Here is a 16,599-nt window from a genome sequence, read left to right as displayed (position 1 = left end):
CGGGATGCGACGATGCGCATCCGTCGCGACCGACGCGGGACGCCCCGCCGCGCGACGACCCGAGCGCCGCGCTCGCGGCGGAAGGGCCACCCCATGATCGACCCCACCATCGACCCGGCCGTCGAACCTGACACCTCGACCGCTGGCGCCGGGCCGGACGCCGCCGCGGGGCCGGCCGCCGAGGGCGCCGCCCGCATCGCCTGGATCCGCTCGCGCATGCCGCTGCTCGCTGCCCTCCGCGACGAGCTCGCCACGACGCAGCCGTTCGCGGGCCGCACCATCGGCGTCTCGCTGCACCTCGAGCCGAAGACGGCCGTGCTCGTCGAGACGCTCGCCGCCGGCGGCGCCCGCATCGTCGGCACCGGCAACCACGGCTCCACGCAGGACGACGTGGTCGCCGCGCTGCAGGCATCCGGCATCGAGCTCTTCGGCCGCCGCGACGATACGCTCGACGACCACCGCGCCAACCTCGAGCGCACCCTCGCCGCCCGCCCCGACATGCTGCTCGACAACGGCGCCGACCTCGCGCTCGGCACCGTCGCGCACGGCTTCGCCCACGAGGTGGTCGGCGGCACCGAGGAGACCACCTCCGGCGGCTTCCGGCTGCGCGAGGAGGGCGTCGCCGTGCCGTTCCCGGTCATCGTCATCAACGACTCCCGCATCAAGGCGATCGGCGAGAACCGCCACGCGGTCGGCCAGAGCGCCGTGGAGTCGCTCATGCGCATCACGAACCTGCAGGTGCCCGGCAGCCGCTTCCTCGTGATCGGCTACGGCTGGTGCGGCCGCGGCGTCGCGCAGTACCTCGCCGCCCTCGGCGGCAAGGTCGGCGTCGTCGAGCGCGATCCCGTCACGGCGCTCGAGGCCGCGTTCGACGGGCACCGCGTCGGCACGCTCGAGGAGCTGCTGCCGTGGGCGGAGGTCGTCGTCACCGCCACCGGCCGCCCCGACGCGCTGCCCGCATCCGCCCTCGAGCACGTCGCCGACGGCGCGGTGCTCGCCAACATCGGCCACTTCCCGTGGGAGATCGACGTGGATGCGCTGCGCGCGGGCGCCCGCACGACGCAGGTCGCGCCCGCGATCGAGCGCATCGAGCGCGGCGGGAAGCACGCGATCCTGCTCGCCGAGGGCCGCATGTTCAACCTCGCCGGGCCGAACCCGAAGGGCAACTCGATCCAGTCGATGGATCTGGGCTTCCTGCTGCAGGCGCGCTCGCTCGAGCGCGTCGCGGCCGGCGGGCTGGAGCCGGGCCCGCAGGGCGTGCCCGTCGAGATCGAGCACGGCATCGCCCGCGCGATGCTCGCGGCCATGGGCGCCGCTCGCTGACGCCCGCCCGCTGCGCCGCGGCGCGCCGGAATGGCGCGCGGACGGGCGGCGTTGCGCTCCCCATGGCAGCCGACGCCCCCGTCCAGCTCCGCCTCGTCGTCGAGGCCGAGGACTTCGAGGCCGCGCTCGCGTTCTACCGCGACGCCCTGGGCCTGCCCGAGCAGGAGGCGTACGAGGGCGAGGGGGATGCGCGGGTCGTCATCCTCGACGCCGGCCGCGCCACGCTCGAGCTCGCGAACCCCGCGCAGCGCCGCCTCATCGACCGGGTCGAGACCGACGGCCTCGAGAGCCCGCGCATCCGCGTCGCCTTCGAGGTGGCCGACGCCGACGGCACGACCCGCAGGCTGGAGGCCGCCGGCGCGACCGTCGTCGCCGAGCCGCGCGAGACGCCGTGGCGCTCGAGGAACGCCCGGCTCGAGGCGCCGGCAGGGCTGACGCTGACGCTCTTCCAGGAGCTCGAGACCGCGGATGCGCGATCCGGGCAGGAGGGCTTCGGTACGAGCGGCGCTCGGGGCGAGGGATCTGCCGCGCACGGTTGAACCTCCCAGGCGCGAGTGGGATGGTCGAGGTGATGGGGGACGACATGGACGACCAGCCGCACACCGATCCGCACGAGCAGGCGCCGCTCGCGCCGCACGACTCGCAGGGCGTCGGCCTGCACGACGACCCGAGAGCGCCCATCGAGCACGTCGTCGACGTGCCCGTCAGCCGGGCCCGCGCCTACGACGCCTACGTGCTGGGGCTCGGCGAGTGGTGGCCGCAGGGCTCGACCGCGAGCGGCACGGGCCTCGACCGCATCGACCTGGAGCCGCACGTCGGCGGCCGGATCGTCGAGCACGCCCGCGACGGGCGCGAGATCGTGTGGGGCGAGGTGCTGGAGGCCGAGGCCGGCTCGCGCTTCAGCCACACGCTGTCGCGCTCGCACGACGGCAGCCCGTCGCGCGTGACGCTCACGTTCGCCGACCTGCCGCACGGCGGCACCCGGGTGCTGCTGCAGCACGGCGGCTGGGACGACTCCAACGAGCACGGCCGCGGCGCCCACGCCGACTGGCCGATGCTGCTCGAGCGCTACCGCTCGTACGCCACGCACGTCTGACCCGCGCCCCGCGCCGCCGCACCGAGGCCCCTGGTCGCACATGTGCAGGAAGTGGTTGCTCCGCGCGCGCCAGAACGGCCACTTCCTGCACATGTGCATCGCGCGGTCGATCTCGAGGACAGCTGCGCGCGTCGCGCAACGGTCCGCGGCCATCCGGCCATGTCCCTGGTAGGAACCCTTGGAGGACCACCATGGACGACACCGAGCTCGACCGACGGCTGCGCGCGAACGACCCTGCCGGGGCGCAGCCGCGCACGCTCGAGGCCACGATCGACACGCTCATCGCTCAGCCGCGGCGGCCCCGCGGCCGTCGCTGGATGCCGCTCGCGGCGCTCGGCACCGCCGTCGCGGTCGTCGGCGTCGCGGTCGCCGCGACGGACATCGAGGCGTACCTGCTCTCGCAGCCGCCGTTCATGACCCTCGACGTCGGCACCAGCCGCACATCGCACGGCCTGCCGTACTCGCCGCTGATGGGCGCGGATCGCGGGGAGGACTGCCGGCTGTACGTCGAGCTCGGCGGCGCGAGCGCCGCGGAGGCAGCTGCGGTCGATGCCGTCTGGGAAGCCACGGATCCGACGGCCTTCGCCTCGGCGGTCGTCGCCCGCATGACGGCGGAGACCGAAGCGGCGGAGTCGACCGCCATCCAAGTGCAGCTGCTCGCGGAGCTCGACCCGGCCCTTCCCGGCATCCGCTGGGCAGAGGGCTCGCCGTCGCTCCACGGGTGGGCCGTCACCTGCGTGCCGGGCATCGGATGATCGGCGAGGCAGATCGAGCCGACGCTGCCGAAGCGGCGCGCGTCGAGGATCCCGTGCGCAGGCGCGTCGAGGACGCCGTGCGGCGCGAGGCGGCGGCGCTGCTCGCGTACTTCGAGCGCCGCGCCGACCGAGCGGACGCCGCCGACTTGCTGGGCGAGACGCTGCTCGTCGTATGGCGCCGGGCGATCTCGCTCCCCCAGGACGACGAGCAGGCTCGGATGTGGATGTTCGGCGTGGCGCGGCGCGTGCTCGCGACGAGCCGACGCGGCGCTGTGCGACGGCACGCGCTCGCCGACCGCCTTCGCGCCGAGGCGCTCGTGCGGCCCGGTGTCGCCGAGCCGCACGATCCGTCGCTCGCCGATGCCCTCGCGAACCTCGATCCGATCGACGGCGAGATCATCCGCCTCGTCCACTGGGACGGCTTCTCGCTCGCCGACGTCGCCAGGCACCTCAGGCGGCCAGCCGGCACGATCCGCAGCCGCTATGCGCGTGCTCGCGCGACGCTGCGGGCTGCGCTCGACCCGTCGACCGACATCCGCTGACCACGGCCGCGAGGCGAGCGCCGGTCCGTCAGCGGTCACGTGCGGCTGCCGCGGGCGCACTGGAGCAGCCGCAGCTGACCGCTCGGGCGGGGGAGCCGGCGGGCGCGACCGCTCACGGACGCGTGGAAGCTCGGCGAGCCGCCGCTCAGAGCAGCCCGCGCTCCATCGCGAGCGCCACCGCGCTCGTGCGGTCGCGCACGCCGAGCTTCGCGAAGATCGACTGCAGGTGCGTCTTCACCGTCGCCTCGCCGATGTGCAGGGCGCGGCCGATGGCGGCGTTCGTCTCGCCCGCGCGCATCCGAGCGAGCACCTCGAGCTCCCGGGTCGACAGCGCGGCCGGCGACGGCGCGGCGGCGCGCTCCGCGAGCGCCCGCGCGACGCTCGGCGCCATCGCGCGCTCGCCGCGCGCGACGGCGCGCACGGCCGCATAGATCTCGAGCGGCGGCGCCGCCTTGAGCAGGTAGCCGGTGGCGCCCGCCTCGGTCGCGGCGAGGATGTCGGCGTCGGTGTCGTAGGTCGTCAGCACGAGCACGCGGATCGAGGGCAGCGCGGCGAGGATGCGCCGGGTGGCCTCGGCGCCGCCCGCGCGCGGCATCCGCAGGTCGGTGAGCACGACGTCGGGCGCGAGCCGCAGGGCGACCTCGACGAGCGCCTCGCCGTCGGCGGCCTCGCCCACCACCTCCAGGTCGGGCGCCTCGCGCAGCAGCGCCACGAGGCCGCCCCGCACCACGGGGTGGTCGTCTGCGACGACGACGCGGATCACGGGGCCGCCTCCGCGCCCGCGATGCGTGCCGTCACGGTGGTGCCGGCGGCGGAGGAGCGGATCTCGAGCGTGCCGCCCGCGAGCGAGACGCGCTCGTCGAGCCCGACGAGTCCGAGGCCGCGCGTGACGGTGGCGCGGTCGAAGCCGCGGCCGTCGTCGGCGACGACGAGCACCGCATCCGGCCCTTCGGCGGCGAGCGAGAGCCGCACGCCGGCCGCCTCGGCGTGCTTCCGCACGTTCGCGAGCGCCTCCTGCGCAGTGCGCAGCAGCGCCACCTCGGCGTCGACGGGCAGGTCGACCGCGGCCGCCTCGACGGCGACGGGGATGCTCGTCTCGGCCTCGAAGCGCGCCCCGAGCCGCTGGAGCGCGACGGCGAGGCCGTCGTCGAGCCCCACGCCCGCGCTCGCCGCGACCAGGCCGCGGACCTCGGCGAGCGAGCGCTGCGCGGTCTCCTCGATGGCGGCGAGCACGGCGGCGTCCGGCGTGCCGCGCTGCGCGAGCATGGCGATGGCGGCGAGGTCCTGCGCGATGGTGTCGTGGAGGTCGCGCGCGATGCGGGCGCGCTCGGCCGCCGTCGCCTGCTCGCCGCTGAGCCGCGCGACGGACGCCTGGGCGCGCTCGAGCGCGGCGATGAGGCTCGCGCGCTCCTCGTTGGCGCGCGCGAGCCCCGAGATCCACAGCCCGATGACCATGCTGAACGCGAAGCTGAGCGCCTGCGTGGTGGCGAGCAGCCACACCGCCGCGCCCTCGAGCGCGAACGCCGCGAACACCGCGCCGAAGAGCCCGACGTTCGCGACCACCGCGCGGCGGATGCTCGGCCCCGACGTCGCCCACAGCAGCGGCGCGACGAGCGCCTGCACGGCGCCCATCGGCCCGTAGGCCCACGCGGCGACGCCCGCGGCGAGCACCGCGACCACCTGGAAGGCCGTGCTCGGCACGTCGTGCAGCATCGCGCGGCGCGCGAGCCCGACGTACGCGGCGGCGAGCACGGCGACCGCCCCGATGCCGAGCGCGGTCGGCAGCGGCGCCGCCGCGAAGCACGCGACGACCGCGAGCACGGCCAGGCCGATGCCGACGAAGGCGTCCCACATCCGCGGGTCCTCCGTCGGCGGCCGGCGCACGGCGGCGTCGCTCATGCTCGCTCCTCGTCGGGCAGCCTCAGCTGCGCTTGATCCAGCGGAACGTCGCCGCCGCCACCACGGTACCCACGAGCGCCCAGCCGCCGAGGGCGATCGCTGCGGTCTGCAGGTCCCAGACCCCGCCCACCTCGAGGTGGCGGGCGATGTCGGGCAGCAGCGCCGCGCGCATCCCGTGCCCGACCCAGGCGAGCGGGAGGAGGTTCGCGACCGTCTGCAGCCAGTCGGGGAGCGCCACGAAGGGCACGTAGATGCCGGAGATGAACTGCAGCACGAGCGCGATGGGGATGATCACGGCCGAGGCGCTCGCGACCGTGCGCGGCAGCTGCGCGACGGCGACGCCCAGCACCGCGAAGCAGACGAGCCCGGCGAGGAAGACCCACGCGAGCGTCAGCCAGCGCCCCGGCTCCGTCGGCAGCGCCATGCCGAACACGGTCGTCGCGACGAGCAGCAGCAGCCCCGCCTGCACGAGCGAGGTGACGAGCAGCTGCCCCACCTTGCCCAGGAAGTACGACAGCACCGGCAGCGGCGTCGCCGCGAGCCGCTGGAGCGTGCCGTCGTTGCGCTCCACCGCGATCTCGACGCCGAGGTTCTGCACGCCCGAGAGGAAGACGCCCGCGGCGAGCATGGCCGGCAGGTAGCTCTCCGGCTGCGTCACCGCCTCGCCGCCCATCTCGATGAGCGGCGGCACGGCGCTGAAGGCGCTCGCGAAGATCGAGAACAGCAGCACGGGGAAGAGGAACGTGAACACGAGCGCGTCGCTGCGCCGCACGTACTGCAGCAGCTCGACGCGCACGCGATCGGCGGCGCAGCGCAGCACGTGCCCGGCGGGCAGGCTGCGCGGACGTGTGTCCTGGCGGACGGCGGTGGCGCTCATGCTGCGGCCTCCTCGGGCTCGGTGTCGGCGATGAGGGAGAGGTAGACGTCCTCGAGGGAGGGGCGCACGACCTCCAGGTCGGCGGGCTCGCCGGCGATGGCGCGGACGACCGCGGCGGGCTCGTCGGTGCGCACCTCGTGGCGGCCGCCTGCATCCGTCCAGCGGACGATGGGCGTGCGCGCCGCCGCGCCGCCGATGCGGGCGACGGCGTCGAGGGCGAGCAGGCGGCCGCCGGCGATGATGCCGGCGCGGTCGGCGAGCTGCTCCGCCTCCTCGAGGTAGTGGGTGGTGAGCAGGATGGTCGTGCCGTCGGCGGCGACGCCGCGGATGAGGTCCCAGAAGGCCCTGCGCGCCTGCGGGTCGAAGCCCGTGGTCGGCTCGTCGAGGAAGAGCACCTCCGGGCGGCCGATGATGCCGAGCGCGACGTCGACGCGGCGCTGCTGGCCGCCGGAGAGCTTCGCGACCCGGCGGCCGGCGTGCTCGGTGAGGCCGACGGCCTCGATGGTCTCGTCGACGTCGCGCGCGTCCGGGAAGATGCGTGCGAAGTGCGCGACGACCTCGCGCACGGTGAGCGCGCCGGCCTGCCCGGTGGTCTGCAGCACGACGCCGATGCGGCTGCGCCAGGCGCGGTCGGCGCGGGCGGGGTCGACGCCGAGCACGCTGGCGGTGCCGCTCGTGGGGGTGCGGAAGCCCTCGAGCATCTCGACGGTGGTCGACTTGCCGGCGCCGTTCGGGCCGAGCAGCGCGAAGGTCTCGCCGCGCGCGATCTCGAACGAGACGCCGTCGACGGCGGTGCGTGCGCCGTAGCGCTTCGTGAGGCGGTCGACGACGACCGCGGGTGCCTGTTCCATGCCTCCAGGCTCGTCCCGCGCGGGCGCCGCGGCATCCACCGATCGGTGGGTTCGGATGCGGGAGCCGGGCGGCGCGGGGTCAGGCGAGGCCGAGGCGCGCGGCGAGCCACGCGCGCGCGGCCGCCCGCTGGGCCACCGCGAGCGGCGCGTCGGCCACGAGCGTCTCGAAGCCGTGCGGCGCGCCCGGCACGACGACGAGCTCCGCCTCGACGCCCGCGGCGCGCAGCCGCTCGGCGTACGCGACGTCCTCGTCGTGGAACAGGTCGACGTCGCCGACGCCGATCCACGTCGGCGGCAGGCCCGCGAGGTCGTCGGCGCGTGCCGGCACGGCGAACGGTGCCGTGCGCTCGGCGCCGGGCTCGTGGCCGAGCAGCGCGCGCCAGCCCAGCAGGTTGCTCGAGTTGCGCCAGACCGCGTGGTCGACCGCGTCGAGCGAGCGGTCGGCGGCCGTGCGGTCGTCGAGCATCGGGCACAGCAGCAGCTGCGCCGCCGGCTGCGGGCCGCCCTCCGCCAGCACCCGCTGCGCGAGCGCCGCCGCCAGGCCGCCGCCGGCGCTCTGCCCGCCGATCGCGACGGGCGCGCCCGCCGCCTCGGCCACGAGCCCCGTCCAGGCCGCCGCGAGGTCGTCGAGCGGCGCGGGGAACGGGTGCTCGGGCGCCAGCCGGTAGTCGACGCTCACGACGCGGATGCCGAGCTCCGCGGCGAGCTCGCCGAGCAGCAGGTCGTCCATGCGGGGCGCGCCGATCACCATCCCGCCGCCGTGCGCCCACAGCAGCCGCGCCTCGGAGCGCCGCGTCGCCGGCTCGTACCGGCGCACGCGCACGCCGCCGAGCCGGCCGCCGCGGATGCGCACGCCCGTCACGCGCGGCGCCCGCATGAGTCGCGGCCCGATGCGCCCCGCGATGCGCACCGCGCGTCGCGAGAGGTCGAGCCGTGGCCCGCCCAGCAGCGAGCGGAGCGTCGGGTCGATGCGCTCCGCGTCCACGATCAGGCCGCTGCGATCAGGCCGTGCCGAAGAGCCGCTGCAGGCGCTGCACGCCCTCGAGCAGCTGGTCGTCGCCGAGCGCGTACGACAGGCGCAGGTAGCCGGAGGGGCCGAAGGCCTCGCCGGGCACCGCCGCGACCTCCGCCTGCTCGAGGATGAGGTCGGCGAGCTCGAGGCTTGTCGTCGGCGTCACCCCGTGCCACTCGCGGCCGAGGAGGCCCGTGACGTCGGCGTAGGCGTAGAACGCGCCCTCGGGCGTCGGCACCGAGACGCCGGGGATGCGCGAGAGCTCCTCGACGATCGTCCTGCGGCGGCGGTCGAAGGCGCCGAGCATGTCGGCGACCGCGTCCTGCGGGCCGGTGAGCGCCTCGATCGCGCCGCGCTGCGCGACGTTGTTGACGTTGCTCGTCAGGTGCGACTGGAGGTTGCCGGCGGCCTTGATGACGTCGGCCGGGCCGACCATCCAGCCCACGCGCCAGCCGGTCATCGCGTAGGTCTTCGCGACGCCGTTCACGAGGATGGTGCGGTCGGCGAGCGCCGGCACGGCCTCCACGACCGATACCGCGCGGGCGCCGTCGTAGACGAGGTTCTGGTAGATCTCGTCGCTCACGACCCACAGGCCGTTCGCGTCGGCCCACTCGGCGATCTCGCGCACCTGCTCGGCGGAGTAGACGGCGCCGGTGGGGTTCGAGGGGCTCACCATGAGGAGCGCCTTCGTGCGCTCGGTGCGGGCCGCCTCGAGCTGGTCGACCGTGACGAGGTAGCGCTGCTCGGCGCCGGCGAACACGTCGACCTGGCGGGCGCCGGTGAGCGCGATCGCCTCGGGGTAGGTCGTCCAGTACGGCGTCGGCACGAGCACCTCGTCGCCCGGGTCGAGGATCGTCTGGAACGCCTGGTACACCGACTGCTTGCCGCCGTTCGTCACGAGCACCTGGCTCGGCGCGACCTCGAGGCCGGAGTCGCGCAGCGTCTTCGCGGCGATCGCCTCGCGCAGCTCCGGCAGGCCGGCGGCGGGCGTGTAGCGGTAGTTCTTGGGGTCGGCCAGGGCGCGCTGCGCCGCCTCGACGATGTTCGGCGGCGTCGCGAAGTCGGGCTCGCCGGCGGCGTACGAGATGACGTCGCGGCCCTCGGCCTTGAGGGCCTTGGCCTTGGCGTCGACCTTCAGGGTGGCGGACTCGTTGATGGCGGCGATGCGAGCGGCGATGCGGTTCACGGTGCTCAGCGTAGTGAGCGACGCGCGCCGGGAGGCGGATCCTGGCCCCGTGGGGGAGGGGCGCGCCGCCAGGTGGACAGCAGGTGCCCGGACGGCGTAGTCTTGACCCTTGGTGGTTGACAACCGCCATGCTGACCCATGCCCGACGAGGGCAGGTCGGGATGGCTTCCACCCGCCCAGGGCGGTGGCGCAATTGGTAGCGCAGCGGTCTCCAAAACCGCAGGTTGCAGGTTCGAGTCCTGTCCGCCCTGCTCGAGGCGCCCGGAAGGGCGCCTGATGGGCCCTGGCGCACGCCGGGCCGAACGAATCGAAGGGTCACCGTGGCTGAGAACGCGATCGAGGAGGCACCCCGCACGCGCGAGGGTGCGTCTCGCAACCCGTTCGTGCGCCTCATGACGTTCCTGCGCGAGGTCCTTGTGGAGCTCCGCAAGGTCGTCACGCCGACGCGCCGCGAGCTCATCCGCTACACCCTCGTCGTGCTCGTGTTCGTCGTGATCATGATGCTGCTGGTGTCCGGCCTCGACCTCCTGTTCGGCTCGTTCGTGGGCTGGGTCTTCGGCGACCTGCCGATGTTCGGCCTCGGCGGCTGAGCCCGACCCGGCGACTGAAGGAGAAGGTGGACTGTGTCTGACGTCAACGACCTCGACATCGAGCTGAACGAGGCGCTCGACAAGCTCGTGCCTGTCGACGAGAGCGAGACCGAGCCCGCGGCCGACCCCTACGAGGACTTCAAGCGCGAGCTGCGTTCGAAGCCGGGCCGCTGGTACGTCATCCACTCGTACGCGGGCTACGAGAAGAAGGTCAAGGCGAACATCGCCTCGCGCGCCGAGAACATGCAGGTCGACGGCATCTACGAGATCCAGGTGCCCACCGAGGACGTGCTCGAGACGAAGAACGGCCAGGCGAAGCGCGTCAACCGCGTCCGCGTGCCCGGCTACGTGCTCGTCCGCATGCACCTCGACGAGGACACCTGGTCGGTCGTGCGCCACACGCCCGGCGTCACCGGCTTCGTCGGCAACGCCCACAACCCCGCGCCGCTCCGCTTCGACGAGGCCTTCACGATGCTGAAGCCCATCGCCGACGAGCAGCTCGCCGAGGCGCAGAAGGCCTCGCCGTCGCCGCAGCCGAACCAGGTGGCCGTCGAGGTCGACTTCGAGGTCGGCGAGACGATCACCATCACCGAGGGCTCGTTCGCGGGCTTCCCCGGCACCATCAGCGAGATCCAGCCGGCGAGCCGCAAGCTCACGGTCCTGGTGAGCCTGTTCGAGCGCGAGACTCCGGTCGAGCTCGGCTTCGGTCAGGTCAGCAAGCTCTAGTCCCCGCCAGGGGCTAGGAGCGGTGCGCGCGCTGTCGCGCGCCGCGAACATCGAGAAGGAAGAGACATGGCACCCAAGAAGAAGGTCACGGGTCTGATCAAGCTGCAGATCCAGGCCGGCGCCGCGAACCCCGCCCCGCCTGTCGGCCCGGCGCTCGGTCAGCACGGCGTCAACATCATGGAGTTCTGCAAGGCGTACAACGCCGCGACGGAGTCGCAGCGCGGCAACGTCATCCCGGTCGAGATCACGGTCTACGAGGACCGCTCGTTCGACTTCGTGCTGAAGACCCCGCCGGCCGCCGAGCTCATCAAGAAGGCCGCCGGCGTCAAGAAGGGCTCCGGCGTCCCGCACACGACGAAGGTCGGCAAGCTGACGATGGCGCAGGTCGAGGAGATCGCGCAGCAGAAGATGCCCGACCTCAACGCGAACGACATCGAGGGCGCGAAGAAGATCGTCGCCGGCACCGCCCGCTCCATGGGCATCACGGTCGAGGGCTGACCTCGACGCTGCACCGCAGCATCCGAGCCCCAGGGCTCACCAGTGGGAGCGCCAGCCAGGCGCGCACCGCGAACTCTGACAAGGAGAAGAACATGGCACAGAAGTCCAAGGCCTACCGCGCCGCAGCTGAGAAGCTCGAGGCCGGCAAGCAGTACACCCCCGCCGAGGCCGTGGCCCTCGCGCGCGAGACCGGCTCGGCGAAGACCGACGCCACGGTCGAGGTCGCGCTCAAGCTCGGCGTCGACCCCCGCAAGGCTGACCAGATGGTCCGCGGTACCGTTTCTCTTCCTCACGGCACCGGCAAGACCGCTCGCGTCATCGTCTTCGCGCAGGGCCCCGCGGCCGAGGCCGCCATCGCGGCGGGCGCCGACGAGGTCGGCTCCGACGAGCTCATCGAGAAGGTGGCGGCGGGCTGGACCCAGTTCGACGCCGCCGTCGCGAGCCCCGAGCTCATGGGCAAGGTCGGTCGTCTCGGCAAGGTGCTCGGCCCGCGCGGCCTCATGCCCAACCCCAAGACGGGCACCGTCACCCCGAACGTCGCGCAGGCCGTGACGGACATCAAGGGCGGCCGCATCGAGTTCCGCGTCGACAAGCACGCCAACGTGCACTTCATCGTCGGCAAGGCCTCGTTCTCGGAGGAGCAGCTCGGCGACAACATCCGCGCCGCGCTCGACGAGATCGTCCGCCTCAAGCCGTCGTCCTCGAAGGGCCGCTACGTGCAGAAGGCCACGGTCTCGACGACCTTCGGCCCCGGCATCCCGGTCGACGTGACCGCGATCTGAGACCCGCACCACGAAGGCCCCGCCGCACGGCGGGGCCTTCGTCGTCTGCGCAGATGTCACAGGACGTTCATCCGGAACGCTGGTCCGCGACACCGATCTGCGGTTGGGTGGGATCGGCGCGCCACGAGCGCGACCGTACCCGACACCGAGGAAGCACAGCCATGCCCGCACGCAGACCACTCACGCTCACCGGCGGCGCGCTCGTCGTCGCCGCCGCGCTCATCGCGCCGACGACCGCCGCCACCGCCGCGCCCGGCGACCCGATCGAGCTCACCCTCCTGAGCACCACCGACATCCACGGCCACCTGCTCGACTGGGACTACTTCGCCGACGCGCCGTACCCGGCCGGCGAGGAGCTCGGCCTCGCCCGCGCCGGCACGATCATCGACGACGTGCGCGCCGAGCGCGGCGCGGAGTCGGTGCTCCTCATGGACAACGGCGACGCCATCCAGGGCACGCCGCTCACGTACCTCACGGGCGTGCGCGAGCCCGTCGCCGAGACCGGCGACACCCATCCGATCGCGGCCGGCTTCAACGAGCTCGGCTACGACGCCGCCGTCGTCGGCAATCACGAGTACAACTACGGGCTCGACCTGCTGGAGACGTACGACCGGCAGCTCGAGGCGCCGCTGCTCGGCGCGAACGCCGTCGACGCGACCACGGGCGAGCCCGTGCTGCCGCCGACGACGATGCTCGAGCGCACCATCGACGGCCAGACCGTGCAGATCGGCGTCGTCGGCGTGGTGACCCCCGGCGTGCGCGTGTGGGACCGCCAGATCGTCGAGGGCGTCCTCGAGTTCCAGGACCAGGTGCGGGCCGTCGAGCGGTACGTGCCCGAGCTCGAGGCGGCGGGCGCCGACCTCGTCGTCGTGCTCGCCCACACGGGACTCGACCCCGAGGCGCAGACCTACGACCCGACCGCGCTCCAGGAGAACCTCGCGACCTCCGTCGCGCGCGTCCCCGGCGTCGACGTCGTCGTCGCGGGCCACTCGCACCAGGACGAGCCGCAGACGGTCGTCGAGCAGGCCGACGGCGGTCGCGCCATCATCACCCAGCCGTACTACTGGGGCCGCAGCGTCTCGGACCTGCAGCTCACGCTCGTGCCCTCGGGCGACGGCTTCGAGGTCGACTGGAGCGACGGTGCGGCGCCGACCGCGGTGCAGCGCTACACCGCCGGCGACGTCGCCGAGCACCCGGGAGTCGTCGCCGCCGTGCAGGCGCAGCACGACGCGACCGTCGCGTACGTGAACACCGAGATCGCGACCGCGACCGCGACGATGTCGGGCGCGACGAGCCGCTACGAGGACACGGCCCTCATCGACTTCGTCAACGCCGTCCAGACCGAGACGGTGCGCGCGGGCCTCGCGGGCACGGAGTGGGAGGACGCGACGGTCATCTCGCAGGCGTCGCCCTTCAACCGCGACGTGGTCGTCGAGGAGGGCCCGGTCACCGTGCGCGACATGGCAGCCCTCTACATCTACGAGAACACGCTGCTCGCGGTCGAGCTGACGGGCGCCCAGCTGCGCGACTACCTCGAGCACTCGGCGCGCTACTTCATCCAGCAGGAGGAGGGCGCCCCGATCACCGCCGACGTCGCCGGCGCGTTCGACCCGGCGGCGAACCGCCCGATCCCCGACTACTCCTACGACGTGGTCGACGGCATCCAGTACGCGTTCGACATCTCGCAGCCGGTCGGCGAGCGGCTCGTGCGCTTCGAGCAGGCGGACGGCACGCCGATCGCCGACGACGACGCGTTCGTCATGGGCATCAACAACTACCGCCAGTCCGGCGGCTCGGGCTACCCGCACGTCGTCGACGCGCCGGTCGTCTGGAACGGCCTGCTCGAGCTGCGGCAGCTGCTCATCGACTACTCGGTGGACCGCGGCGTCCTCGACCCGGGCGACTTCGCAGAGGTGAACTGGACGCTCACGACGACGCCGCTCGTCGACGAGGCGCCCGACCCGGGCGAGCCCGGCACCGACCCGGTCGAGACCGACCCGTCCGAGACCGATCCCGTCGAGACGGATCCCGTGGAGACGGACGACGCCGGCGGCGTCGGCGGCGACGCGGCCGGGCCGGGGGCGGGCGGCTCGCTCCCGGAGACGGGCGCGGCGCCCTCGCTGCTGCTGCTCGCGCTCGCGCTCCTGCTGCTCGGCGGCGGTGCGATCGCGGCCCGGCGCGCGCGCCGCGCGTAGCCCCTCCCGGACCCGATGCCACGGACCGGACCCCGCGTGCGGGGTCCGGTCCGTGCGATCGGGTCCGCCTTGCGCACGGATCCGGGACCCCTCCGCGCATCCGCGACCCCGTCGTGCGGGTCCCGGATGCGCGACGGGGTCCGCGATCGCGCGCCGCGGGTCAGTGCTCGATGAGGCGGTGCTCGTGCGCGAGCGCCACGAGCTGCACGCGGCTCGCGACGCCGAGCTTCGCGAGGATCGCGCGCATGTGCGTCTTCACGGTCGTCTCGGCGACCCACAGCCGCTGCGCGATCTCGGCGTTCGGCAGGCCCCGCGCGGCGAGCAGGAACAGCTCGCGCTCGCGCTCGGTGAGCGGCTCGAGCACGGACATGTCGGGGGCCTCGCGCACGGGCGCGAAGGCGCGCAGCAGGTCGAACGTCTCGGCGGGCGCGATCACCTGCTGCCCGTCGACGACCGCGCGGATCGACTGCACGAGGAACTCGGGCCGGGCGTCCTTGAGCAGGAACCCGCTCGCGCCCGCGCGCAGCGCATCCACCACGGCGCGGTCCTGGCGGATGGTGGTGAGCACCACCACGTGCGGCGGCGGCGCCGGCAGCTGGTGCCGGATGGCGGCCGTCGCGGCGATCCCGTCGACGCCCGGCATGCGGATGTCCATGAGGACGACGTCGGGGGCGGTGCCGCGCACGAGCGCGACCGCGTCGGCGCCGTCGGCGGCGGTGCCCACGACCTCGATGCCGTCCTGCGCCTCGAGGATCATCGCGAGGCCCTCGAGGAACAGCGGCTGGTCGTCGACGAGCGCGACCCGGATCATCCCCCCGCCCCGTGCGGCGGCCGCGGCGGAGCCATCGGGTTCGGCACGCGCCCGTCCGGGCCCGGCGCCGACGTCCCGCCGGGTGACGGTGCCGACGGCGGCCGCAGCCCCTCGCCGAGGTCGATCGTGGTCGCGGTCGACCAGCCGGCGGCGTCGGCGTGGCGGCGCGCGCGGGCGCGCTCCTCGGCCCGCCGCGTCGCCTCCACGATCCAGGGCGCGACGACGGCCTCCGGCTGCACCGGCACCGGCAGCGTCGCCAGCTGGTCCTCGCCGAGCGGCGCGGTGGGCCCCGCCGGGAGTGGCTCGTACGGCAGGTGCGCGCTCACGACGAAGCGGTCGCCCTCGGCGTCGATCTCGAGCGAGCCGCCCGCGACCCGGGCGCGCTCGTGCATGCCCGCGATGCCGCGCCCGGCCGGCCGCAGCGCCTCGCGCTCGCCGATGGGGGAGGAGACCGCGATCGTGAGCCCGGGACCGGTCCAGGTGAGCGCCACCACGACGTCGACGTCGGGCCCGCCGTGGCGCAGGGCGTTCGTGAGGCTCTCCTGGACGATCCGGTAGGCGGCGATGTCGGCGATGCGCGACAGGTGCCCGTGCGTGCCGCTGTCGTGCAGCACGACCGACGGGCCGGCCGAGCGCAGCTGCGCGACGAGGCCCGGGATGTCGGCGCTCGTCGGCTGGGGGCGCCGCGCGTCGTCGTCGACCCGCTCGAGCAGCTGCCGCACCTCCACGAGCGCGAGCCGCGCGGTGTCGGAGATGGTCGTGAGCACCGGGCCGATGCGCTCGGGATGCCGCTCGTACGAGAGCCGGAGGCCCTCGGCCTGCGCGGCGAGCACCGCGAGCGAGTGCGCCATCACGTCGTGGAAGTCGTGCGTGAGGTCGGCGCGGAGGCGTTCGTCGCGCAGCTCCGACTCGACGACGGTCGTGCGCGCGACCGCCACCTCGGTGACCTGCTCGGCGCGCGCCGCGTCGCGGAGGGCGCGCGTGCCGATGACGATGCCCCAGCCCATCATCAGCACGATCCAGGCGACGAGGCCCTCGGTGTTCTGGAAGGCCGAGCCGAACGGGCTGCGCTCCTGCGTGGTCGAGTACGCGGCGAGCACGATGCCCATCAGGAGCCCCACCGGCACGACGCTCAGGGCCCGCAGCAGGGCGGGCTCGAAGCGCCACGTCGCCACGAGCAGGGCCCCGTAGGCGACGAGCAGGAGCGCCCAGGTCGGGTCGCTCTCGGCGTTCGCGGCGACGAGCGCGCCGACCGCCGCCGCACCGGCCGCGGGCAGCGGGAAGCGCACGGCGATCGCGAGGGCGCCGGCGACGATCAGCAGCGCGACGAGCACCAGGGCGGTGTAGACGGGGAGCACGGCGGCCAGGACCAGGGCCACGGCGGCCGCGACCGGAGCGGGCCACCAGGAGCGCAGGAACCGCACGATCGTCGAGGAGGTCATGCTCGGAGGCTAAC

17 protein-coding genes, 1 tRNA gene and 1 pseudogene are annotated in these 16,599 nt (G+C 74.2%); 11 read left to right on the top strand and 8 right to left on the bottom strand.

Translation table 11 applies throughout. The annotated features are described in order from the left end of the window. Positions 1–93 precede the first annotated feature (93 nt). The 5 genes from IEW90_RS11820 to IEW90_RS11800 all read left to right on the top strand — a co-directional run bounded on the left by IEW90_RS11820 (position 94) and on the right by IEW90_RS11800 (position 3,716). Positions 94–1,323, top strand: a complete 1,230-nt coding sequence (locus IEW90_RS11820) for an adenosylhomocysteinase (RefSeq protein ID WP_188718482.1) — start codon at positions 94–96, stop codon at positions 1,321–1,323. 62 nt (positions 1,324–1,385) lie between these two features. Beyond that, positions 1,386–1,862 carry a VOC family protein gene (locus IEW90_RS11815; protein ID WP_188718481.1) on the top strand — a complete coding sequence of 159 codons (477 nt, stop codon included), beginning with the start codon at positions 1,386–1,388 and terminating at the stop codon, positions 1,860–1,862. Between the two features lie 32 nt (positions 1,863–1,894). Then, a complete protein-coding gene (locus IEW90_RS11810) occupies positions 1,895–2,419 on the top strand; it encodes an SRPBCC domain-containing protein (RefSeq protein WP_188718480.1) in 525 nt (174 codons plus the stop codon). A gap of 191 nt (positions 2,420–2,610) precedes the next feature. After that, the gene (locus IEW90_RS11805; RefSeq protein ID WP_188718479.1) at positions 2,611–3,174 is read left to right on the top strand and encodes a hypothetical protein; all 564 of its coding nucleotides are present in this window, start codon (positions 2,611–2,613) and stop codon (positions 3,172–3,174) included. A 53-nt stretch (positions 3,175–3,227) separates the two neighbouring features. Further along, entirely contained in the window at positions 3,228–3,716 is a 489-nt protein-coding gene (locus IEW90_RS11800) for an RNA polymerase sigma factor (protein WP_229679652.1), read from the top strand. Between the two features lie 145 nt (positions 3,717–3,861). Here IEW90_RS11800 and IEW90_RS11795 read toward each other — a convergent pair whose 3' ends face one another. The 6 genes from IEW90_RS11795 to IEW90_RS11770 all read right to left on the bottom strand — a co-directional run bounded on the left by IEW90_RS11795 (position 3,862) and on the right by IEW90_RS11770 (position 9,550). Then, positions 3,862–4,479, bottom strand: coding sequence for a response regulator transcription factor (locus IEW90_RS11795; RefSeq protein WP_188718477.1), 618 nt, complete (start codon positions 4,477–4,479; stop codon positions 3,862–3,864). Further along, positions 4,476–5,615: a sensor histidine kinase gene (locus tag IEW90_RS11790; RefSeq protein WP_188718476.1), complete on the bottom strand. Its 1,140-nt coding sequence runs from the start codon at positions 5,613–5,615 to the stop codon at positions 4,476–4,478. Before IEW90_RS11790 ends, IEW90_RS11795 begins: the two co-directional genes overlap by 4 nt. 22 nt (positions 5,616–5,637) lie before the next feature. After that, complete coding sequence (locus IEW90_RS11785) at positions 5,638–6,492, bottom strand: ABC transporter permease (RefSeq protein WP_188718475.1); 855 nt, start codon at positions 6,490–6,492, stop codon at positions 5,638–5,640. After that, positions 6,489–7,343, bottom strand: a complete 855-nt coding sequence (locus tag IEW90_RS11780) for an ABC transporter ATP-binding protein (RefSeq protein WP_188718474.1) — start codon at positions 7,341–7,343, stop codon at positions 6,489–6,491. Before IEW90_RS11780 ends, IEW90_RS11785 begins: the two co-directional genes overlap by 4 nt. A gap of 79 nt (positions 7,344–7,422) precedes the next feature. Next, a complete protein-coding gene (locus IEW90_RS11775) occupies positions 7,423–8,328 on the bottom strand; it encodes an alpha/beta hydrolase (protein ID WP_188718473.1) in 906 nt (301 codons plus the stop codon). 16 nt (positions 8,329–8,344) lie between these two features. Continuing rightward, entirely contained in the window at positions 8,345–9,550 is a 1,206-nt protein-coding gene (locus IEW90_RS11770; RefSeq protein ID WP_188718848.1) for a pyridoxal phosphate-dependent aminotransferase, read from the bottom strand. A gap of 169 nt (positions 9,551–9,719) precedes the next feature. Here IEW90_RS11770 and IEW90_RS11765 point away from each other — a divergent pair. The 6 genes and pseudogenes from IEW90_RS11765 (at position 9,720) to IEW90_RS11740 (ending at position 14,332) form a co-directional block, all read left to right on the top strand. Next, positions 9,720–9,792 (top strand) — tRNA-Trp (locus IEW90_RS11765). A gap of 141 nt (positions 9,793–9,933) precedes the next feature. Next, positions 9,934–10,131: a preprotein translocase subunit SecE gene (secE, locus tag IEW90_RS11760; RefSeq protein WP_229679698.1), complete on the top strand. Its 198-nt coding sequence runs from the start codon at positions 9,934–9,936 to the stop codon at positions 10,129–10,131. A gap of 123 nt (positions 10,132–10,254) precedes the next feature. Then, positions 10,255–10,857 (top strand): annotated as a pseudogene (nusG, locus tag IEW90_RS11755) (transcription termination/antitermination protein NusG); the annotation flags it as partial. Between the two features lie 66 nt (positions 10,858–10,923). Continuing rightward, on the top strand, positions 10,924–11,355 hold the full coding sequence (gene rplK, locus IEW90_RS11750) for a 50S ribosomal protein L11 (protein ID WP_188718470.1): 432 nt from the start codon (positions 10,924–10,926) through the stop codon (positions 11,353–11,355). Between the two features lie 92 nt (positions 11,356–11,447). Beyond that, entirely contained in the window at positions 11,448–12,137 is a 690-nt protein-coding gene (gene rplA, locus IEW90_RS11745; protein WP_188718469.1) for a 50S ribosomal protein L1, read from the top strand. A 161-nt stretch (positions 12,138–12,298) separates the two neighbouring features. Then, entirely contained in the window at positions 12,299–14,332 is a 2,034-nt protein-coding gene (locus IEW90_RS11740; RefSeq protein ID WP_188718468.1) for a bifunctional metallophosphatase/5'-nucleotidase, read from the top strand. A 160-nt stretch (positions 14,333–14,492) separates the two neighbouring features. On the opposite strand, the gene IEW90_RS11735 is transcribed toward IEW90_RS11740, so the two are convergent. Both IEW90_RS11735 and IEW90_RS11730 read right to left on the bottom strand, forming a co-directional pair. Beyond that, a complete protein-coding gene (locus tag IEW90_RS11735; RefSeq protein WP_188718467.1) occupies positions 14,493–15,143 on the bottom strand; it encodes a response regulator in 651 nt (216 codons plus the stop codon). Beyond that, positions 15,140–16,585 carry a sensor histidine kinase gene (locus IEW90_RS11730; RefSeq protein ID WP_188718466.1) on the bottom strand — a complete coding sequence of 482 codons (1,446 nt, stop codon included), beginning with the start codon at positions 16,583–16,585 and terminating at the stop codon, positions 15,140–15,142. The genes IEW90_RS11735 and IEW90_RS11730 overlap by 4 nt, the downstream gene beginning before the upstream one ends. Between the last annotated feature and the right edge of the window lie 14 nt (positions 16,586–16,599).

The organism is Agrococcus terreus, assembly GCF_014645235.1.
GTDB lineage: Bacteria > Actinomycetota > Actinomycetes > Actinomycetales > Microbacteriaceae > Agrococcus > Agrococcus terreus.
The sequence above is the reverse complement of the archived record's forward strand: the minus strand, read 5'-3'. Positions and strand labels throughout refer to the sequence as shown.